Annotated in this window: 20 protein-coding genes; 11 read left to right on the top strand and 9 right to left on the bottom strand. The window is 63.9% G+C overall.

Annotation, left to right across the window (positions count from 1 at the left end; genetic code table 11):
* Positions 1–28: 28 nt before the first annotated feature.
* Positions 29–781, bottom strand: coding sequence for a helix-turn-helix transcriptional regulator (locus IVB19_RS17015; protein ID WP_247821596.1), 753 nt, complete (start codon positions 779–781; stop codon positions 29–31).
* A 210-nt stretch (positions 782–991) separates the two neighbouring features.
* Between IVB19_RS17015 and IVB19_RS17020 the strand changes: the two genes are divergently transcribed.
* Positions 992–2,506: a caspase family protein gene (locus IVB19_RS17020; RefSeq protein WP_247821597.1), complete on the top strand. Its 1,515-nt coding sequence runs from the start codon at positions 992–994 to the stop codon at positions 2,504–2,506.
* A 135-nt stretch (positions 2,507–2,641) separates the two neighbouring features.
* Here IVB19_RS17020 and IVB19_RS40230 read toward each other — a convergent pair whose 3' ends face one another.
* The gene (locus IVB19_RS40230) at positions 2,642–2,776 is read right to left on the bottom strand and encodes a hypothetical protein (RefSeq protein WP_007591544.1); all 135 of its coding nucleotides are present in this window, start codon (positions 2,774–2,776) and stop codon (positions 2,642–2,644) included.
* Between the two features lie 119 nt (positions 2,777–2,895).
* On the opposite strand from IVB19_RS40230, the gene IVB19_RS17025 reads away from it, so the two are divergent.
* Together IVB19_RS17025 and IVB19_RS17030 are read left to right on the top strand one after the other, a co-directional pair.
* The gene (locus IVB19_RS17025; RefSeq protein ID WP_247338029.1) at positions 2,896–4,152 is read left to right on the top strand and encodes an FAD-dependent oxidoreductase; all 1,257 of its coding nucleotides are present in this window, start codon (positions 2,896–2,898) and stop codon (positions 4,150–4,152) included.
* A gap of 179 nt (positions 4,153–4,331) precedes the next feature.
* The gene (locus tag IVB19_RS17030; protein WP_204511099.1) at positions 4,332–5,102 is read left to right on the top strand and encodes an outer membrane protein; all 771 of its coding nucleotides are present in this window, start codon (positions 4,332–4,334) and stop codon (positions 5,100–5,102) included.
* 107 nt (positions 5,103–5,209) lie between these two features.
* Here the strand turns inward: IVB19_RS17030 and IVB19_RS17035 are convergent, their stop codons facing one another.
* The 4 genes from IVB19_RS17035 to parE form a co-directional block, all read right to left on the bottom strand.
* On the bottom strand, positions 5,210–5,980 hold the full coding sequence (locus IVB19_RS17035; protein WP_018454440.1) for an SDR family NAD(P)-dependent oxidoreductase: 771 nt from the start codon (positions 5,978–5,980) through the stop codon (positions 5,210–5,212).
* A 20-nt stretch (positions 5,981–6,000) separates the two neighbouring features.
* Entirely contained in the window at positions 6,001–6,186 is a 186-nt protein-coding gene (locus IVB19_RS17040; protein WP_018454439.1) for a hypothetical protein, read from the bottom strand.
* A gap of 221 nt (positions 6,187–6,407) precedes the next feature.
* Positions 6,408–7,190: an outer membrane protein gene (locus IVB19_RS17045; protein WP_018454438.1), complete on the bottom strand. Its 783-nt coding sequence runs from the start codon at positions 7,188–7,190 to the stop codon at positions 6,408–6,410.
* A gap of 456 nt (positions 7,191–7,646) precedes the next feature.
* Positions 7,647–9,689, bottom strand: a complete 2,043-nt coding sequence (gene parE / locus IVB19_RS17050; RefSeq protein WP_018454437.1) for a DNA topoisomerase IV subunit B — start codon at positions 9,687–9,689, stop codon at positions 7,647–7,649.
* Positions 9,690–9,962: 273 nt separating this feature from the next.
* On the opposite strand from parE, the gene IVB19_RS17055 reads away from it, so the two are divergent.
* From IVB19_RS17055 to argC, 3 genes are all read left to right on the top strand, one after another.
* Entirely contained in the window at positions 9,963–10,493 is a 531-nt protein-coding gene (locus IVB19_RS17055) for a DedA family protein (RefSeq protein ID WP_018454436.1), read from the top strand.
* 223 nt (positions 10,494–10,716) lie between these two features.
* Entirely contained in the window at positions 10,717–11,385 is a 669-nt protein-coding gene (locus IVB19_RS17060) for an FMN-binding negative transcriptional regulator (RefSeq protein ID WP_085353489.1), read from the top strand.
* Positions 11,382–12,365: an N-acetyl-gamma-glutamyl-phosphate reductase gene (argC, locus tag IVB19_RS17065; RefSeq protein WP_204511101.1), complete on the top strand. Its 984-nt coding sequence runs from the start codon at positions 11,382–11,384 to the stop codon at positions 12,363–12,365. The genes IVB19_RS17060 and argC overlap by 4 nt, the downstream gene beginning before the upstream one ends.
* A 65-nt stretch (positions 12,366–12,430) precedes the next feature.
* Here the strand turns inward: argC and IVB19_RS17070 are convergent, their stop codons facing one another.
* The 3 genes from IVB19_RS17070 to IVB19_RS17080 form a co-directional block, all read right to left on the bottom strand.
* Positions 12,431–13,198 carry an outer membrane protein gene (locus tag IVB19_RS17070; RefSeq protein ID WP_247297400.1) on the bottom strand — a complete coding sequence of 256 codons (768 nt, stop codon included), beginning with the start codon at positions 13,196–13,198 and terminating at the stop codon, positions 12,431–12,433.
* A 182-nt stretch (positions 13,199–13,380) separates the two neighbouring features.
* The gene (locus IVB19_RS17075; RefSeq protein WP_018454432.1) at positions 13,381–13,779 is read right to left on the bottom strand and encodes an MAPEG family protein; all 399 of its coding nucleotides are present in this window, start codon (positions 13,777–13,779) and stop codon (positions 13,381–13,383) included.
* A gap of 65 nt (positions 13,780–13,844) precedes the next feature.
* Positions 13,845–15,653 (bottom strand): PHA/PHB synthase family protein, encoded by a 1,809-nt coding sequence (locus IVB19_RS17080; protein ID WP_247368529.1) that lies wholly within the window; start codon positions 15,651–15,653, stop codon positions 13,845–13,847.
* Positions 15,654–15,907: 254 nt separating this feature from the next.
* Here IVB19_RS17080 and IVB19_RS17085 point away from each other — a divergent pair, with 254 nt between their 5' ends.
* The 5 genes from IVB19_RS17085 to IVB19_RS17105 all read left to right on the top strand — a co-directional run bounded on the left by IVB19_RS17085 (position 15,908) and on the right by IVB19_RS17105 (position 20,890).
* Positions 15,908–16,183 (top strand): hypothetical protein, encoded by a 276-nt coding sequence (locus IVB19_RS17085; RefSeq protein WP_026232732.1) that lies wholly within the window; start codon positions 15,908–15,910, stop codon positions 16,181–16,183.
* Positions 16,184–16,396: 213 nt separating this feature from the next.
* On the top strand, positions 16,397–17,617 hold the full coding sequence (locus IVB19_RS17090; protein WP_018454429.1) for an LL-diaminopimelate aminotransferase: 1,221 nt from the start codon (positions 16,397–16,399) through the stop codon (positions 17,615–17,617).
* 29 nt (positions 17,618–17,646) lie between these two features.
* Entirely contained in the window at positions 17,647–18,963 is a 1,317-nt protein-coding gene (locus tag IVB19_RS17095) for a homoserine dehydrogenase (protein ID WP_018454428.1), read from the top strand.
* Positions 18,964–19,043: 80 nt separating this feature from the next.
* Complete coding sequence (gene glpX / locus IVB19_RS17100) at positions 19,044–20,045, top strand: class II fructose-bisphosphatase (protein ID WP_018454427.1); 1,002 nt, start codon at positions 19,044–19,046, stop codon at positions 20,043–20,045.
* A gap of 125 nt (positions 20,046–20,170) precedes the next feature.
* A complete protein-coding gene (locus IVB19_RS17105; protein ID WP_018454426.1) occupies positions 20,171–20,890 on the top strand; it encodes a haloacid dehalogenase type II in 720 nt (239 codons plus the stop codon).
* Positions 20,891–20,904: the final 14 nt, after the last annotated feature.

The raw sequence follows: 20,904 nt of genomic DNA on the forward strand, positions 1-20,904 counted from the left end.
CGGCTGCGGTTTTCCGCCCAAACGTCGGCTAGCGCCCCTCCGGCCCCTGCGCGCGGAAGTCGCCGGGCGCGATCCCGTAGGCGGCGTTGAAGACCCGGTAATAGGTCGCGACGCTCTCGAAGCCGCAGGAGGTCGCGATGTCGGCAATCAACCGGTCCGGGGCTTCGCGCATCAAGCGGCGGCTCTGGTTCAGGCGTTCGTCCGTCACGGTTTGCGAGAAACTCCTGGCCGCGCTCTCGAACAACGTATGCAGGTGACGCACGGAGACGCCGAGCAGGTCGGCCACCATGGTCGGCGCCAGATTTGGGTCTTGCAGGTGCCGCGCGATCAGACGCCGTGCGTACGAGAGCCGGGCGGTCCGCAGTGCGGCCTGCCCGAGGCGGCTGCCGGGCCGCAGGATGCCGCGCTCGATCAGCGCCAGATGAGCTAAAGCCTCGACGAGGGAAGCGGCATCGGCCGCGCCGTCATCACCCGCGGCAACCTCGCCGAGATCCGCAAAGCAGGCGCCGAGTAGAGGCTTCAAGCCGGGATCGTCGAACGTCCGGGGCGCAAGCTCGCGCATGCGCTTGTCCTGCGTGGAGAGGCCGCTCAGCGAGACTTTCAGGATCCGCAGGTGGAAGCCTCCCGTGCCCAGCGGCGCGGCGCGATAGGGCTGGAAGAAGTTCGCGCGGCGTTCGGGCTCGAGTTCGACGGTGACGCCGAACAGGCCCTTGGCGCGCACCTCGCGCCAAAAGTCGAAGCGGTCGTGCGGCTCGACCTCGTCGGTGCACCAGCGATACACGGCGGCCCCTCGCTTCCAGCGGAATTGCCCACAAGAATTGACCGAGAAAAAGCAAATTCCGGTGGCATCTACCATAGGCTAGACAACAGACCTGAGTCCTCAGGGCGGTTGAACCAGCGATGTGGCTGGGCCGACTATCACATCAACGGCGCGGTTCCCATGAACCGCTGTTCGAGGGAACCGGCGTGGGCCGTTCTTGAGGGATTTTCGATGACGCGTCGGCTTCTCAGAGTACTGGCAGCGCTTGGCCTTGCGGCCGGCCTCAGCGGTTTCGCGCTTCCCGCCTGTGCCGAGAAGCGCGTTGCGCTCGTCGTCGGCAACAACGACTACAGGAACGTTCCGAAGCTGCTCAAGGCGGTCAACGACGCCCGCACCATGGGCGATACGCTGAAGCAGCTCGGATTCTCCGTAATGCTCGCCGAAAACCAGAGCCGGCAGCAATTTTCGGAGACGCTGCTCGCGTTCGATCGGACGATCGAGCCCGGCGACACCGCGTTCTTCTTCTATGCCGGCCACGGCTTCGAGATCGCGGGCCAGAACTATCTGCTGCCGACGGACGTGCCCGCGGCGACGGAAGGGCAGGAAGAACTGGTGCGTGACGCCTCCATCCTGGCCGATCGCATCGTCGAGCGCCTCCAGAACAAGAAGGCGCGGACCTCGATCCTGGTGTTCGACGCCTGCCGCAACAACCCGTTCGAGCGCAAGGGTACCCGCGCCGTCTCCGGTGGCGGCGGGCTTGCCCCGATGGTGCAGCTGCCCGAAGGCGTGTTCTCGGTCTTCTCGGCGGGCCCGCGCCAGACCGCGCTCGACCGCCTCTCCAATGACGACGCCAATCCCAATTCGGTATTCACGCGCACCTTCGCCAAGGAACTGCTCCAGCCCGGCGAGAACCTGGTGCAAGTGGCGCAGCGTACGCGCCGTCTCGTGAGCGAGATGGCCGACACTGTCAAGCACAGGCAGGTGCCGGTCTATTTCGATCAGATGGTCGATGACGTCTTCCTCAGCGGCATCGCCAAGGATGCCGCCGCGCGCCCGGCCGATCCGCCGGCGCAGAAGCTCGCGGCGCTGCCACCGGTGTCGGTGCCGCGCGTGCCGAAGGAGGAGACCACCAACGCGCCGATCGCGAGCTTCTCGCGTCACAATGGCGGCTGGAGCGTGGTGTTCTCCTTTGCCGATCCGACCCTCGGCGTTTCCTGGCGCGTGGCCGGCAACGGCGACTTCCGCGAAACCGGCTTCATCGATACGCTCGACCCGCGCACGCGCAAGAGGATGCCGAACCCGTCGATCGAATTGCCGCCGGACGCGCAGGCCGGCACCATCGAGGTTCGCTATGTCGACCAATCCGGTGACATGCAGGGGCCGTTCCCGATCAGGTTCGATCCCGAAGCCGCGCTGATCCGTGACCAGCGCAAGATCCTGGACATGACCGCGACGAGCTGGCTGTCATTCCGCGAGTTCAACGGGCTGCTGGTCTACTACACGCACCTCGTGTCCTACCGCTGCGCCATCCGCGAGGTGCGCATCGGCATCGATACCGCCGTTCCGAACCAGGTGTTGAAGATGCCGGGCTGCGACATGCGCGATCCCAGTGCGATCAGCGCCGGCATGCCGCTCTCCATGAAGCTCGCGCCGGCAACGCAGTTCATCTCGGTGGAGCTGACCTATCGCGACGGCAGCGTGTCGGAGATCAAGAGCTTCCGCAGCGCGAACCGCAGCAACAACTGAGGTGTCGAGCAGGCCGCGTAGCTATTCGCGGCGCTTCCGGATGAAGCGTTTGAGGGCCTCGATCAAGGACGGGGTCAGCGGGAAGAAAGCGCGCATCGCGATCGAGATGATGACTTGGCGCGGCAGGAGCTTGACCTACTCCTCGTACGGATAACCGTTCTGTTCGATGCGCACCGGCGCAAGCGGCGGCCTGCGCGGTGCGATCATGATCAAGACGAAAAGCACGTTGATCAGGATCCAGACGCCGAGCAGTATGAGGATTGTCTGCACTGCAATTTCCCGAATGAGTCGGAATTGGAGGCAAGGCTAACGGCCATTCACAACCGCAGCAAATGAATCTTGCTTGCTGCACTGCACAGAATGCTTGGCTCGTGAAGGAGGACCCGACCGTGAAACCCGATACGTTGCAGCGTCCCCAGGGCTCCCCGCTGAAGGTGCGGTGTTGCATCGTCGGCGGCGGACCGGCGGGCATGATGCTCGGCTATCTCCTCGGGCGCGCCGGCATCGATGTCGTGGTGCTGGAGAAGCATGCGGATTTCTTCCGCGACTTCCGCGGCGACACCGTGCATCCTTCGACGCTCCAGGTGATGGACGAGCTCGGCCTGATCGACGGATTCCTGAAGCTGCCGCATCAGCGCTTGCAAAAGCTGGACGGCCTGTTCGGCAGTACCCCCGTTCGCATCGCCGATCTCAGCCGCCTCCGCACCAAGTACCCCTTCATCGCCTTCATGCCGCAATGGGATTTCCTGAATTTCCTGCGCGAGGCCGGCCAGCGCTTCGCCTCGCTGCAGGTGATGATGAACACGGAGGCCGTCGATCTGATCCGCCGCGGCGAGACCATCGCCGGCGTGCGGGCGAATACGCCTGACGGTATCGTGGACATCGAAGCTGATCTCACCATCGCATGTGACGGCCGGCATTCGACCGTGCGCCAGCATTCCGGCCTCGAGGTCGAGGAGATCGGCGCGCCAATGGACGTGCTGTGGTTCCGCGTCGGACGCAAGGCGAACGAGACCGAGAACCTGTTCGCGCGCGTCGAGCCCGGCAAGATGATGATCACCTTCGACCGCGGCGACTATTGGCAGTGCGCCTATGTCATCGCCAAGGGACAATACGACGCGGTGAAGGCGAGGGGATTGCAGGCGCTGCTCGACGACGTCGTTCGCATGGCGCCGATCCTGAAGAGCGGCATTGCCGAGGTGAAGAACTTCGACGATGTCAAGCTGCTCACCGTCGCGATCAACCGCCTGCCGCGCTGGACGCGGCCGGGCCTGCTTCTGATCGGCGACGCCGCACATGCGATGTCGCCGGTCGGCGGTGTCGGCGTCAATCTCGCCGTCCAGGATGCGGTCGCGACCGCAAACCTGCTGGCGGACGAGCTGCAGCGCGGCTGCCCGTCGGAGGACGAACTCGATGCCGTGCGCCGTCGCCGCGAATTCCCGGTGAAGATGACGCAGCGGATGCAGATGATCGTGCAGAACAACATCATCAGCGGCGCCTTGCAGGGCGGCGACCGGCCGCTGAAAGTGCCGCTGGTCCTGCGCCTCATCACCGCGCTGCCGTGGCTCCAGGGCATTCCGGCGCGCCTGCTCGCGCTTGGCGTCCGGCCCGAGCACGTGCAGTCGAAGGCTACGCCGGCACGGTAGCGCAAGGGCCCGGTAGGGATAACGCGGCGTTAAATCGCGCTCGACGCGTTGCCTGCGTGCAACAGCGCAAACGGATTGAAGGCGCGCTGCTTGCCAATCCGACGTCTTAACTGTCTTGATTCAAATTTGAGTAAGACCTGCGTGTGAGCGTGCACCCATCAAAGGACACGGGGTGTACCATGCGTAACAAGTTGATTGCCGCCTTCGCCTGCACGACCGCTCTGATTTCGACCGGCGCCGCTTCCGCCGCCGATCTCGGTGCTCGGCCCTACACAAAGGCGCCGGCCTATATGGAGTCGATGTTCAACTGGACCGGCTTCTATGTCGGCGGCCACATCGGCGGTGCATGGACCAACGAGCAGTTCATCAACAACGGGACCGGGGCACCGTTTGGCGATCTGACCCCGGGGCAGGGCTACCGTCAGCGCAACTCCGGCATCCTGGGCGGCGCCCAGATCGGCTACAATTGGCAGGCCAACAACTACGTGTTCGGTATGGAAGGCACGATCTCGGGCCTCGACAACAAGGGCTCGTTCTTGAACACCGCGTTCGGCGCGGGTGACGACGTGTTCTCCTGGCGCACCAATGTGCTTGCCACCGTCGTCGGTCGCGCGGGCTTCGCCGTGCAGAACAACCTGTTCTACATCAAGGGCGGCTATGCCGGCGTGAACAACCGTCTGTCGGTCACCGATACGGTCGGTCCGGCCACCGGTTCCGGCGGTCAGACCCATTGGGCCAACGGCTGGACCGTCGGTGCCGGCTGGGAATACGGCATCACCCGCAACTGGATCGTCGGCCTCGAGTACAACTACGCAGCCTTCGCCAGCCAGACCTATCAACTCGGCGGCACCTCCGGCAATTACAGCTTCGATGCCAAGCCGCGCGACCTGCAGTGGGCCGTCGTGCGCGCCAGCTACAAGTTCGACGCGCCGGTCATCGCCCGCTACTAAGTGGGTCAACGAACGACCAAGCAGCCATAAAGACGATCACTGCCCAAATTCAAAAGCCCCGGCATTGTCCGGGGCTTCTTTTTTGTGTGCAGATTTATTGGTGCGGCCTACGCCATCACCGAGAACCCGCCATCGACGGGGATCGCGGTGCCGGTGACGAAGTTGGAGGCGGATGAGGCGAGGAACACGGTGATGCCGGCGAAGTCGTCGATGTCGCCCCACCGCCCCGCAGGCGTGCGTGCCAGCACCCGCTCGTGCAATCCCGATACCTGCTGCCGCGCACCGCGGGTCAGGTCGGTGTCGATCCAGCCCGGCAGGATGGCATTGACCTGGATGTTGTCGGGCGCCCACGCATTGGCGCAGGCGCGCGTGTACTGAACGATGCCGCCCTTGCTCGCCGCATAGGCCGTCGCGAAGCTCGCGCCGAAGATCGACATCATCGAGCCGATGTTGATCACCTTGCCGTTGCCGGACGCCTTCAGCGCCGGATAAGCCAGCTTCGAGCACAGGAAGGCGCTGGTGAGATTGGTGTTGATCACCGTGTTCCACTCGTCGAGCTCGAGCTCGTGCGGCGGCTTGCGGATGCTCATGCCGGCATTGTTGATGAGGATGTCGATGCGGCCGAAATCCCTGACGACGCGATCGATCATCGCGGCGATGGCCGCCTTGTCGGTGACGTCGGTGGCAACACTGATCGCCTTCACGCCGCGCTGGCTGAGATCAGCGACGGCGGCGGCGGATTTGGTTTCGTTGCGCCCGACCACGGCGATGTTGGCGCCGGCATCGGCGAGGCCACGGGCCATTCCGAGCCCGATGCCGCCATTGCCTCCCGTGACAATCGCGACCTTGCCGCGGAGATCGAACCGACTGGTTGTCATGCTGCTATTCCCTGGTTCTTCTATTGGTTGCTCTGCCAGATCAGCACCAGCCCGAAGCCGGCCAAGGCTGCGCCATAGCCGGCCCATTGCAGCTGGTTGACCATGAAGCTCGATCGCGGCCACGCGACGGTGCCCGTACCCTGTCCGATCCAGAGCAGCCCGACGGCAAGGGCAAACAGGCCTGCTATCAGCAGAAATCTGCGCATGCATTCCTCCCCGGCGGTTTGCTTCTGTCGTGACGCGACATGACGATTGCCGCGGCCCGAAAACTTGCCGGGAGACTAGCCGTAGCCGTGGTCGGGATACAATGGCCGCTGATGCAGGCCGCAGGGCGGATGCATGTCCATACGCAAGGTCCGCTGAAGCACCGTACAACGAAAAAGCCCCGGACGATGCCGGGGCTTTGACGTCTGAACTTGCGTTCGGATCAGTACTTCGCGACGACCGGACCGGTCCAGTTGAAGCGGTAAACCAGCGAAGTCGAGATCGTCTGGTTCCAGCTGTTGGCGCGAATGCTCTGACCGACCGGGAGGTTACCGGCATCGAACAGGATGTCCTGGGTCTTGGCATTGTAGAAGGCCGAACGGTACTCGGTCTTCATGAACCAGCCGGGCGACTGGATGCCGAAGATGTTCAGGTTGTTCTCAACGCCGCCGCCGATGAACCAGCCATTGCGGTTGTAGCCGTTGAGGTGAACGCCGGCCGGAGCGCCAGCCAAGGTCATGAAGTTGGTGCTGCCGAAGTGGGCGCCGGAGTAACCGCCGTTGACGTAGGAGAGAACGTTCGGAGCGACCAGCCAGCCGAGGCGCACACCAGCGGCCCAGGAGTCTTCCAGCTTCTGGTTGCCGGTGATGCCGAGCAGGGGATCTTGAATGGTAGCACGGATGCTGCCGAACTGACCGTCAGCGAACACGCCGGCGACCCAGGTGCCACTGAACTGCCAGTCGTAGCCGAGACCGACGGTGCCGAACCAGCCCGAGCCACCCTGGCGCTGATCGATCGTCAGGGGAACTGCGCCAACCGTGGTCTGGACGCGCTGGTCAGAGGCCGAGAGGCCGCCGCCGGCGCCGCCGAAGATGTAGAAGCCGGTCCAGTTGGCGACGGGAGCCGCCATCGGGGCCTTCGCGTAGGGACGGGCGCCAAGGTCAGCGGCCGAAGCCGAAGCGGTCATGGCAGCAACCGCGGTCAGTGCGAGCAAAATCTTCTTCATCTTAAAAATCCCCAAGCTTTGGTCTGTCTGGCAGGCGCGAGCGCACTGAAGTCCGTGTGATCTGATGTCCTGGACTATACCTGCTTCTCTCCGAAATGCTGTTGCAGAGCAGGCACAGTCGCCGGGAAACGCCGCACGGCAGGGATTCTGGGTGCCGTCGTGGAAATGTGAAATAAGTACGCATTATCAATGCAGTACGTCGAATTTTGCGATTTGCGTTTTGGTAGCTTCTCGTTAGCGAATCCGGCTTTGTCCGAAATGGAGGCAGTCCTGCATCAGTCATGGCTCGGTGAGTCGTTGGCCGAGTCGCGGCGCGATGAGGCCGGGAATCAACGAAATCGAGGCGGACGTTGGCGGGATTGGCGGGAAAGAGCGGTTGTCATCTCCCAAAAAACAAAAGAGCCCCGGGCATCATGCCGGGGCTCTGGATGGATACGACCGGGCAGCGCCTGCGGATCAGACGTCCAGCAGGTCGTCATTGGCGAATTCGGCCTTGTCCGAGATGAAGGCGAAGCGGGCTTCGGCCTTGGTGCCCATCAGGCGTTCCACCGAATCCGCCGTGGTGTCGCGGTCGTCGGCGAGCAGAACCACCTTCAGCATGGTCCGCTTGGCCGGATCCATGGTGGTTTCCTTGAGCTGCGCCGGCATCATTTCGCCGAGGCCTTTGAAGCGATTGACCTCGACCTTGGCGTTGGCGTTGAACTCGCTCTTGATCAGCGCTGCCTTGTGCGCGTCATCGCGGGCGTAGACCGACTTCGTGCCGTTGGTCAGCTTGTAGAGCGGCGGCACGGCGAGGAAGAGATGGCCTTCATCGATCAGCCGCGGCATCTGCCGGTAGAAGAAGGTGATCAGCAGCGACGCGATGTGGGCACCGTCGACATCGGCGTCGGTCATGATGATGATGCGCTGGTAGCGCAGATCCTCTTCGCGATACTGCGCGAGCATGCCGCAGCCGATCGCCTGCACGAGGTCGGCGAGCTGCGTGTTCGCCGTCAGCTTGTCCTTGCCGGCGGACGCGACGTTGAGGATCTTGCCGCGCAGCGGCAACACGGCCTGGGTCTTGCGGTCGCGCGCCTGCTTGGCGCTGCCGCCGGCCGAGTCACCCTCGACGATGAAGAGTTCTGAGCCTTCCAACCCTGCATCGCTGCAATCGGCGAGCTTGCCGGGGAGGCGCAGCTTCTTGCCGGCGGTCTTGCGCGCGGTCTCCTTCTCCTGGCGGCGGCGCAGCCGCTCCTCGGCGCGGTCGACCACGAAGTCGAGCAGCCTGTTGGCCTGGTTCGGATTGCCCGACAGCCAATGGTCGAACGGATCCTTCATCGCCTGTTCGACGATGCGCTGCGCTTCGGCGGTGGCGAGACGGTCCTTGGTCTGGCCCTGGAATTCAGGCTCGCGCACGAACACCGAGAGCATCACGGCTGCACCCACCATCACGTCTTCTGACGTAATGGACGACGCGCGCTTGCCCTGGCCGACGCGTTCGGCGTGGTCCTTGAGGCCGCGCAGCAGCGCGCTGCGCAGCCCGGATTCGTGCGTGCCGCCGTCGGGCGTCGGCACAGTGTTGGTGTAGGAAGACAGGAAGCCGTCGGCATCCGCGGTCCAGGCCACCGCCCATTCGCAGGCGCCATGGGCGCCGTTGCGGCCCGACTTGCCGGAGAAGATGTCGGGATGCACCAGCGTGTCGGCATGGATCGCGGCGGCCAGATAGTCCTTGAGGCCACCGGGGAAGTGGAACGTCGCTTCCGCCGGCACGTCGTCGACGCCCTTAAGCAGTTCGGGCGCGCAATTCCAGCGGATCTCGACGCCGCCGAACAGATACGCCTTCGAACGCGTCATCTTGAACAGGCGCTGCGGCTTGAACGCGGCCTTGGCACCGAAGATGTCGGTGTCCGGCTTGAAGCGCACGCGGGTTCCGCGGCGGTTGTTGATCTTGCCGAGATCCTCGAGCTTGCCCTTCGGGTGGCCGCGCTCGAACGTCATGCGATAGAGTTTCTGGCTGCGCGCGACCTCGACCTCGAGCAGCGAGGAGAGGGCGTTCACCACGGAGATGCCGACGCCGTGCAGGCCGCCCGAGGTCTCGTAGACCTTGGAGTCGAACTTGCCGCCCGAGTGCAGCGTGCACATGATGACTTCGAGCGCCGACTTCTTCGGGAATTTTGGATGCGGATCGACCGGGATGCCGCGGCCGTTGTCCGTGACGGTCAAAAAGCCGTCCGCGCTCAATTCGACTCCGATGAAGGTCGCATGCCCCGCGAGCGCCTCGTCCATCGAGTTGTCGATGACTTCGGCGAAGAGGTGATGCAGCGCCTTCTCGTCGGTGCCGCCGATATACATGCCGGGCCGGCGGCGCACCGGTTCCAGACCTTCGAGGACCTCGATGTCGGCTGCGGTGTAGTCGGCCTCGGCACCGCCCGCGCGCGGGGCGGCCTTGGCGGCGCGGGGCTTGGGCTCATCGCCGCCGAAAAAATCGTCTTTTGCTTTGGGCTTCAACTGCTTGGACATATATCTTTATGCGTTTTGAGGGCCGCATGAGCGGCGAATCGGTTGGGCCGACTATGCCACTTCTGACTTGGAAAGGTTATCGCGGGGCGGGCCGGGCGGTGTGGTTGGGAGCCAATCCCGGCGATTTTACGCCGCATCCCCATCAATTCCCGGCAATGTGACGGTCCGGTCCGGCTGGACCTGGCTTTGTGACTTGATGTCACACAAGTCATTGGCTTACCAGTCCTTTTCATCGAGCAGCACCTTCGGGCAGGACGGAAAGGCTATTTTTGAATGGAGCAGTTTGCGCACGGGCTCGCCGATTTCGTGCGCGCTCACCAGACGTGGGCAGCTCCCATCGTGTTCGTGCTCGCCTTCGGGGAGTCGCTCGCCTTCATCTCGCTGCTGATCCCGGCCTGGGGCGCGTTGGTCGCTATCGGCGCGCTGATCGGCGCGAGTGGCATCAGCTTCTATCCGGTCTGGATCGCCGGTGGCATCGGGGCGGCGCTGGGCGACTGGGTCTCTTACTGGTTCGGCTATCGCTACAAGGAGCAGGTCGCGCAGATGTGGCCGCTCTCGCGTTATCCGGAACTCCTGCCCAGAGGCGAGGCCTTCGTGCGCAGCTGGGGCGTGCCGAGCATCTTCATCGGCCGCTTCTTCGGCCCCTTGCGTGCCTCCGTGCCGCTTGCAGCCGGCATTTTCGAGATGCCCTATTGGAGCTTCCAGGCCGCCAATTTCGTCTCGGCACTGATCTGGTCGGCGGCGCTGCTGCTGTTCGGAGATGTGATCGCCAAGATCATGGAATGGATCTGGGGCGTGGTGTGACGTCGGAACCTTGACGGCGACCGCAACTGGCCTTATAGCACCGCGCCATGATCAACGCCGCGACCATCCTGTTCGCCCGTCGCCGCCGCCGCTCTTTAGCGGTTTGGGCGGTCGATCGCGTTTGAGATCATCGTCTTTGCCGCTGGATCCGATCCGCGGCATTCTCTCTCCTGTCAGTGCGATCTGATCCGGCGGCCACCAAGGAGGCCAGCAGGAGACTACGATGTATACGCCACCCTTTTTCAAGCAGGACCGCGCCGCGAGCCTGAAATTCGCCGACACGCGCGGCTTCGGCACCATGTGCGCCTTCGACGGCCACAAGCCGATCGCCTCGCCGCTGCCGTTCTATTTGACCTATGCCGCGGACGGCACGCCGCAGGCCGCGTTTCATGTCGCCCGTCACAATCCGCTGCTAAAGCTTGCGGATGGGACGACCTCCTGGCTCCTCGCGGTCAACGGCCCCGATGCCTACGTGTCGCCGGATTGGTACGTCTCGCCGGATCAGGTGCCGACCTGGCTGTACCAGTCGGTCCATCTGACCGGGCCGGTGCGGTTGTTGTCGGATGGTGAACTGGCCGTGCAAATCGATACGCTCAGCAACAAGTTCGAGAACTGGCTGTTGCCGAAGAAGCCGTGGACGTCGGGCAAGATGACGGCCGGGCGGCTCGAGGCGATGAAGAAGGCGATCGTGGGTCTGGTCATGACGGTTGAGGAGGTCGAAGCCAGCTTCAAGCTCAACCAGCACAAGTCCGACGCCGATTATATGGCGATCGCCAATGCGCTTGGCGCGCAAGCCCATGCCGACGCCAGGGAGATCGCGCAACTGATGCAGGACGTAAGGCCGGAGGCCTTCGCATCCGAAACCAACATGCTCGAAAGGAGCGCGCCATGAGCCTCACTGAAACGACGAAAGCACCGACCACTGGCGCTGCGACAAAGCCGGCCACCGTCTTCGTCGACGGCGGCTCCGGCACCACCGGGCTTGGCATCAACGAGCGGCTGAAGCTGCAGAGCGACGTGGTCGTGAAGACGATTGCCGACGACAAGCGCAAGGATCCCGCGGCCAAGAAGGCGCTGATGGAGAAGGTTGATCTGGTCATCCTCTGTCTGCCCGACGATGCTGCCAGGGAAACGGTTGCGCTCATCGACAGCATGGGGCCGTCGGGCCCGAAGGTGCTGGATGCCTCGACCGCGTACCGGGTCGCGCCCGACTGGGCCTATGGCTTTCCGGAACTGACGCCGGATCAGGCTGGCAAGATCAATGCTGCGAAGAAGGTGTCCAATCCCGGCTGCTATCCGACCGGCGCGATCGCGCTGCTGCGACCGATCGTCGATGCCGGCCTGCTGCCGCGCGACTATCCCGTCACCATCAATGCGGTGAGCGGCTATTCCGGCGGCGGCAAGTCGATGATCGCGAGTTTCGAGGACGGCAGCGCGCCGTCCTTCGAACTCTACGGCCTCGGCTTCGAGCACAAGCATCTGCCGGAGATGCAGCTCTATTCGAACCTGACGCGGCGGCCGATCTTCATCCCGTCGGTCGGCAACTACCGGCAGGGCATGCTGGTGTCGGTGCCGCTCCAGCTCGACACGCTGCCCGGCAAGCCCAGCGGCGCCGATCTCCAGGCCGCGCTGGCAAAGCGTTACGCCGGCTCGAAATACGTCTCGGTGATGCCGCTGCAGAACGAGACGACCAAGGGTGGCAAGCTCGAGCCGGAAGGGCTCAACGAGACCAACACGCTCGAACTCTACGTCTTCGCCAGCGACAAGTACCATCAGGCGGTGCTGGTCGCGCGGCTCGACAATCTCGGCAAGGGCGCGTCCGGCGCGGCCGTGCAGAACATGCGACTAATGCTGGGATTGCCGGAGGCGTAGGAGCAACATTCGCTGCTCGTCATGACCGGGCTGGTCCCGGGCATGACGGCCGCGAGGGGCGCTTCTCAGTACTTCGCGATGATCGGGCCGCCGAACCTGTAGTTGATGCGGGCCGTGATCAAGTCGACGTCCTGGCCAATGCGGTCGGTACGTGAGAACGTGCCGACGGGTGCCAGCACGCCGTTTGCCGTGAGGGTAACGTCGCGCCGGCCCATGAACAGATGGTCGTATTCGAGGCCGACCGACCAGTTCGGCGCAAAGCCGTATTCGATGCCGACGCCGACCGTGCCGCCCCAGCGGGTGTCGTCGGCACCGTCGAACTCGGCTCCGGCCAGACCGCCGGTTCCGATGCCGCGGTAGCGATTGCGGGTGACGGCGGCGCCGCCCTTTGCGTAAAGCAGTGCGCTGTTCCAGGCGTAGCCGATCTGGCCGGTGAACAGGCCGAAAGCATCGACACGGGTGCGGTTCGCGACGCCGAGCACGGTGCTGGCGTTCCGGCCGGAGAGGTCCGCCCAGTCGCCCTGCGCTTCGAGGCCGAATACGAAGGCGCTGCTCTGCCAGCGATAACCGATCTGGCCGCCGGCGACGCCGCCCGTCGCGTCATGGCAGCCTTCCGCAACGCCGGCCGCGAAACCAACCGTCTGGTCCCAGCAATTGCGTGACGAGCCATAGCCGCCGTTGGCGCCGATGTAGAAGCCGCTCCAATCATAGATCGCGGCGATCATCGGCGGCGCCTTGGTGTAAGGACGGGCGGCGAGATCTGCGGCGTTAGCCTGGGTCGCGACGGCGGCGAGCGAGAGGCCGGCGAGCGCGGATGCAATCTTCCAATTCATGTCTGCCCCGAATCAATCAATTGCGATGGGCGAATATACCTCTGGATGTGCGATCCATCGCGTCAGCCCAAGAGGGCATTGCTGCTTTTTTACGCACTGTCGTCATTCGGCAACACCGGCAGCCGCGATAGGCCTTTGAGATTTCACCCGTTCGTTGCGGGCGCCAACCCATCCGGGGCCGATCAGAGTACCTTGAAGATCGCTAGCGCCAGCACGGCTTGGGCGAGAAAGCCGACGGTGAAGGCGAGGGTGCGGAAGACGGGAATACCCATCGCATAGACGATCAGATGCGCAACGCGCGACCAGAAATAGACGGCGCAGGCAAGCACCGTCCACTTCGAGGAGTAGTCGATCGCGTTCAGGATCAGCACCAGCGGCGCGAACAGCACGAGGTTCTCGACGGCGTTGTCATGCGCGAACATCAGGCGGTTCGCCCATTCCGACTGCGGCTTGTCGGTGCGCGAGGGATTGGCCATCGCGCCACCAAGACCGCGAATCTGGCAGCGGTTGATGGTGTAGGGAATCCAGAGGATTCCGGTCAGGACCACCGTCAGTGTCAGCCAGAACAATTCACGCGTCATAACCCGGTCCCCTCATCAATTTCTGCTGCAGGCATGGAGCTTATACGAAAGCGCGGAAGATTCTGCTATGCGCGAACCCTGACATAGCTGCCGGGCGCGTCCTCGATCGGGGGAAACGCCTCGCTGCCGACCGTGCGGGCCCGGACTTCCTCGGGATCGAGTGCGCCCAGCCATTGCCGCCAGTCCGGCCACCACGAGCCCTTGTGCTCGACCGCGCCCTTCATCCACTCGGCGACGTTGGCGGACTTCACGTTGTCGTTGGTCCAGTACTGGTATTTGTTCGAGGCGGGCGGATTGACCACGCCGGCGATGTGGCCCGAGCCGGACAGCACGTATTTCACCGGGCCGCCGAAGAACTGGGAGCCGTACAGCACCGATTCAGCCGGCGCGATATGGTCCTCGCGGGTTGCGAGATTGTAGATCGGCACCATGACCTTGGAGAGATCGAGCAAGGTGTTGTCCAGCACCAACGTGCCGGTCGAGAGCCGGTTCTCAAGGTAGCAATTGCGCAGGTAGTACGAATGGTTCGACGCGGTCATGCGGGTCGCGTCCGAATTCCAGTGCAGCAGGTCGAACGCGCTCGGCTGCTGGCCTTTGAGGTAATTGCTGACGACATAGGACCAGATCAAATCGTTGGAGCGCAGCATGTTGAAGGCCATCGCCATCTTCGAGCCTTCGAGCACGCCCGCCGCCTTCATGTCCTGCTCGAGGGATGCGATCTGCTCCTCGTCGACGAACACGAGCAAATCACCGGCATGGGTGAAGTCGACCTGTGCCGCGAAGAACGTCGCGGACGCCACGCGCTGGCGGCGCTTCTCGGCGAGCCAGGCCAGCGTGGTCGCGAGCATGGTGCCGCCGACGCAATAGCCGGCGGTGTGCACCTTCATCTCGCCGGTGACCTTCTCGATCACGTCCATCGCCGTGAGCGGGCCTTCCTTCATGTAGTCTTCCCAGCTCTTGGCTCCGAGGCGTTTGTCGGGATTGACCCATGAGATCACGAACACGGTGATGCCCTGATCGACGCACCATTTGATGTAGGATTTCTCCGGCTTGAGATCGAGGATGTAGAATTTGTTGATCCAGGGCGGGATGATCAGGAGCGGCGTGCGCAGCACCTTCTCCGTCGCCGGCGCATACTGGATCAGCTGCATCATCTCGTTCTGGTAGATCACCTTGCCCGGCGTCGTCGCCATGTTCACGCCGACGACGAGATTGTCCGGATCGGACTGACGGATCTTCAGCGTGCCCTTGCCGGCGGCGATGTCCTCGGCCAGCATCTTCAGGCCGCGCGCGAGATTTTCGCCGCTGCTGGCCACCGTCGCGCGCAGCACTTCCGGATTGGTCAGCACGAAGTTGGAGGGCGATATCGCGTTGGTGACTTGCTGGACGTAGAACTCGGCCTTGCGGCGGGTCTGCGGATCGAGGCCCTCGGCTTCGCGCACAAGCTCCTGCGCAAATTTGGTCGTGAGCAGATAGAGCTGCATCATGAAATCGAAGAACTGGTTCGACTTCCATTCCGGATCGGCAAAGCGCTTGTCGCGCGGCGAGGGTGCGATCGCGGGCGGTGCGTCCTGACCGGCCATGCGGCGCGCCGCCGAGCCCCAGAGGTCAAGATAGTCCTTGGCGAGCTTGGTCTGGAGTGCGGAGGCCCGCGACGTATCCGACAGCCAGTATTCGGCGACGGCGGTGAAGGTCTTGATGACCTCGGTAAGCTCCGCCGGCGGACGATCCTGCACCTCGCCGCTCTCGCGCGGCTTCAGGTACGCGGCAAGCGCCTTGCCGCCGCTTTCCATCGCCCGCGCGACATTCATCGCGAAGGCTTCCGCATCGAACTTCGTCTCGGGTTTGGGCGTATCGGTGGTGGCCATACTCATGAGGAGAACAGTAACGATTCATTCCGTATTCGTCACCGCGAAGCTCGCATGTTTGGCGTTAAACACTCTCGAAGATGTGTTGCAGTGCGACAAAATTTTCTTGGTTCCGTCACAATCGAGCCGCACCGCTCGGCTTGATGGACTGGGGCTATTTTCTCGCTCGCACCATTTGGGCAGCAATGGTTTGAGCTTGGGCGCGGACTTGGGTAAGGTTGCCCGGGGCCGTGCTTTGGGACGAAGTGGGGATTTCCCTAGTGTTGGCGTTGTGGGACCTGCAAAAGTCGCGGCGGATCTGTGGCGCGCTGCTGATGGCGACGCTCGCCCTGGGCGGCTGCTCGAGCCAGCTCGCGGATATGACGCCTTCCGATGCTCAAGCGCATCCCAGAGAGGCCGGTAGCTATCTGCCGGTGCACGATCTGCCGCCGGATCGCGATCAGGCCGTCATGCCGCCGGACCAACGCGCCAAGATCGAGGCCGAACTTGCTGCCGCGCGCGACCGTCAGGCGGTTGCCACCAAGGACGCGAAATAGGGCGCCGCAAGGTAATCGCTGGCGCCTCCGCCTCGCCGTGCTAAAAGACCTTAGTTCAGCCGAGAGTCAGGGCGAACGACTTCAGTCAACGTCGTCGATGATTGCTCTAAGTATTTGATCTTGAGTAATTTTCGCGAGAGATGCGGGCGCCTTCCGCCTGGTCTTTATGGCCTGTCGATTCTGTCCTGACCGGTTGCCGGAGCCGAGAGAGCCATGGAAGAATTTTACCGCATCCGCCGCCTTCCGCCTTACGTGTTCGAACAGGTCAACCGGGCCAAGGCAGCCGCGCGGAACGCCGGCGCCGACATCATCGACCTCGGCATGGGCAATCCGGACCTGCCGGCGCCTGCGCACGTGCTGGAGAAGCTGAAGGAGACGCTGGGCAAGCCGCGCACCGACCGCTACTCGGCCTCCCGCGGCATCCCCGGGCTGCGCCGGGCCCAGGCCGGCTACTACGCCCGCCGCTTCGGCGTGAAGCTCAATCCCGACACCCAGGTGGTGGCGACGCTTGGCTCCAAGGAGGGCTTTGCCAACGTGGCGCAGGCGATCACCGCGCCCGGCGACGTCATCCTTTGTCCCAATCCGAGCTACCCGATTCACGCCTTCGGCTTCTTGATGGCGGGCGGCGTGATCCGTTCGGTGCCCTCGGAGCCGACGCCGCAATTCTTCGAGGCTGTCGAGCGGGCGATCGTGCATTCGATCCCGAAGCCGCTGGCGCTCGTGGTCTGCTATCCTTCGAACCCGACCGCCTATGTCGCGAGCCTCGACTTCTACAAGGACCTGGTCGCGTTCGCGAAGAAGCACGAGATCCTGATCCTGTCGGATCTCGCTTATGCCGAGGTTTATTTCGACGAAAGCAACCCGCCGCCCTCGGTGCTCCAGGTGCCGGGCGCGATGGACGTTGCCGTCGAGTTCACCTCGATGTCGAAGACCTATTCGATGGCTGGCTGGCGCATGGGCTTCGCGGTCGGCAACGAGCGCGTGATTGCGGCACTCGGCCGCGTCAAATCATATCTCGACTACGGTGCGTTCACGCCGATCCAGGTCGCAGCGACCGCCGCACTGAACGGACCGGACGATTGCATCAAGGAGATGCGCGACACCTACCGCAAGCGGCGCGACGCGCTGGTGGAATCGTTCGGCCGTGCCGGCTGGGAGATCCCGCCGCCGGAAGCATCGATGTTCGCCTGGGTGCCGCTGCCGGAAGCCTTCCGCAGCGTCGGCAGCATGCAGTTCGCGACCCTGATGGTGGAGAAATCCGGTGTCGCGGTCTCGCCCGGCGTCGGCTTCGGCGAGCATGGCGAAGGATATGTCCGCATCGCCATGGTGGAAAACGAGCAACGGATCAGGCAGGCCGCGCGTGGCGTGCGCCGCTTCCTTGAAAGCGGCATCGAAACGTTGCACAACGTCGTTCCGCTCGCCACTCGGCGTTAAGTTCTCTTCCGCAGGTTTTCCAAGGCATCATGGTTGCACCCCTGAAAGTGGGCATAGCGGGGCTCGGCACCGTGGGCGCCGAAGTTGTCCGTCTGATCGAAACGCAGGCGCGGGTGCTTGCCGGCCGCAGCGGCCGTGGCATCCGTGTCGTCGCCGTCACCGCACGCTCGAAGGCGAAGAAGCGCGGCGTCGATCTGCGCGGCATCGAATGGGTCAAGGATCCGCTTGCCCTCGCCACGCATCCGGGCATCGACTGCTTCGTCGAGCTGATGGGCGGCGCGGGCGATCCCGCGCTGGCGGCGGTCGAGGCCGCGCTCGCCGCCGGCAAGTCCGTCGTCACCGCCAACAAGGCGTTGCTGGCAAAGCACGGCCTCAAGCTGGCAAAGGCCGCCGAAAAGCACGGCGGCGCGCTGAATTTCGAAGCAGCCGTCGGCGCTGCGATCCCTGTCATCAAGACGTTACGCGAAGGTCTTGCCGGAACCGGCATCAACCGGGTCTACGGCATCCTCAACGGCACCTGCAATTACATCCTGACCCGGATGGAGCAGGAGGGCCTGTCCTTCGCCGAATGCCTGAAGGACGCGCAACGGCTCGGCTATGCCGAGGCCGATCCGTCATTCGACGTCGACGGCCACGATACCGCGCAAAAGCTCGCCATTCTCGCCAGCCTCGCTTTCGGCACGAAAGTTGCTCAAAGCGCGGTGTATGTCGAAGGTATCTCCTCCATCGCGCCGGAAGATCTCCGTGCCGCTGACGATCTCGGTTACCGGCTCAAGCTGCTCGGCGTCGCGGTTCGCACCGCCACGGGCATCGAGCAGCGCGTGCATCCGACCATGGTTCCGAAATCCTCCTCGATAGCGCAGGTGATGGGTGTCACCAACGCGGTCACGATCGATGGCGAGGGCATCCCGCCGATCACGCTGGTCGGCCCCGGTGCCGGCGGCGCCGCGACCGCATCCGCCGTCGTCGCCGACATCGCCGACGTTGCGCGCGGCATTCGCGCCAATCCGTTCGGCCGGCCGATTTCGCAGCTGCGCGACACCAAGAAGGCGCCGATGGAGCGCCACGAGGGCGGCTACTACATCCGCCTTCTGGCACGCGATTTCCCGGGCACCGCGGCTGCGATCGCGACCCGGCTCGCCGAGCAGAAGATTTCAATCGAGTCGATCGTGCAGCGCCATCCCAATGGCGGCCCTGCGCCGGCAGACGGCAAGGCGGTCCCGGTGCCTGTCATTCTCATCACCTATGCCACGCATGAGGACGCCGTGCGCCGTGCGCTCGCGGCCGTGCAGAAGGACAAGGTGATCAGCGGACGGCCACAGGTTATCAGGATCGAGAAGAACTGACACGGTTCGAACGAACTGTGGGTGTTACGAGTTGATGCGGCGGAGATGTCCGTCCAAAACTGTTTCGAAGGAGTGAGCCGATGTCGACCCATATTTCAGTCCCGCCGCAAGCATTGCTCGAGCGCATTCTCACGCTGGAGATCGTGCGTGTGACGGAGCGGGCGGCGGTGTCTTCGGCGCGTCTGCGCGGGCACGGCAACGAGAAGGCGGCCGACCAGGCCGCGGTGGACGCGATGCGGCGCGAGCTCAACAAGCTGCCGATCGAGGGCACCATCGTCATCGGCGAGGGCGAGCGCGACGAGGCGCCGATGCTCTTCATCGGCGAGAAGGTCGGCATGAACGCCGGCCCGCAGGTCGACATCGCCGTCGATCCGCTTGAAGGCACCACGCTGTGCGCCAAGAACATGCCGGGCTCGATTGCCACCATGGCGATGGCCGACGGCGGCACGCTGCTGCACGCCCCCGACGTCTATATGCAGAAGCTCGCGATCGGTCCCGGTTACGACAAGGGCGTCGTCGAGCTCGATGCGACACCGGCCGAAAACGTCCGCCGGCTCGCCAAGGCCAAGGGCGTCAAGCCCGACGGCATCACCGTTCTCGTGCTCGACCGGCCACGCCATGCCAGCATCATCGAGAGCGTGCGATCGACTGGCGCCGCCGTGCGCCTGATCACCGACGGCGACGTCGCCGGCGTGATCCACTGCGCCGACCCCGACAATACCGGCGTCGACATGTATCTCGGCACCGGCGGCGCGCCGGAAGGCGTGCTCGCGGCCGTGGCGCTGCGCTGCATTGGCGGCCAGATGCAGTGCCGTCTCATCCTCGACTCCGACGAGAAGCGCGAGCGCGCCGCCAAGATGGGCGTCAGCGATCCCAAGATGATCTACGGCATCGAGGACATGGCGCGCGGCGACTGCCTGTTCGCAGCCACCGGCGTCACCACGGGCTCGCTGCTGTCGGGCGTCAAATTCCGCAAGGACGGCGTGATCGAGACCGAGACGGTGGTGATGCGCTCCGTCACCGGCACCGTGCGCTACATCAAGGCCGAGCACCGCGAGCTGGCGAAATTCCACCTCGACTGACGACTGCCGTCATTCAGGACGGCGCGACAGCGTCGAGGCCGGAATCTCGTGCCAATAACCTCTGGATTCCGGGGCCGCTCTGACGAGAGTCCCCGAATGACGAACAACAAAAAGAGGAAGCGCACATGTCCGACCTCTCCGCCGTCAAAGCCCTGGTCTTCGACGTGTTCGGCACCGTCGTCGACTGGCGCACCAGCCTGATCACCGACTTCATGTGGTGGGCGAAGGGCCGCGGCATCAGCGCCGACTGGACCGCCTTGGTCGACGGCTGGCGCGGCATGTACATGGCTTCGATGGATGACGTGCGCAAACATCCCGAGCGCGGCTACGTCATGCTCGATGATCTGCATCGCCGCTCGCTCGAAAAACTGGTCGCGCAATTTTCGATTCCAAAGCTGACCGAGGCCGATCTCGATCACCTCACCAAGGGGTGGCACCGCTTGCACCCGTGGCCCGACAGCGTCGCCGGCCTGACCCGACTGAAGACGAAATTCGTGATCTCGCCGCTGTCGAACGGCAATGTCGCGCTGCTCACCAACATGGCGAAGTTCGCAGGGCTTCCCTGGGACCTCATCATGTCGGCCGAGCTGTTCGAGCACTACAAGCCCGATCCCGAAACCTATCTCGGCGCCGCGCGCCTGCTCGGCCTCAAGCCGGAGCAGGTGATGATGGTCGCGGCCCACAACGGCGATCTCGCCGCCGCGCAGAAGAACGGGCTGAAGACGGCCTTCGTGGCGCGGCCGACCGAATACGGTCCGCTTCAGAAGGTCGATTTCGAGGCCACCGGCAATTGGGACATCGTCGCCAAGGATTTTGGTGGGATCGCCGACAAGCTCGGGTGCTAGGGCGGCTGACGCTC

The sequence above is a fragment of the Bradyrhizobium sp. 187 genome (assembly GCF_023101005.1).
GTDB classification, from domain to species: Bacteria; Pseudomonadota; Alphaproteobacteria; order Rhizobiales; family Xanthobacteraceae; genus Bradyrhizobium; species Bradyrhizobium canariense_D.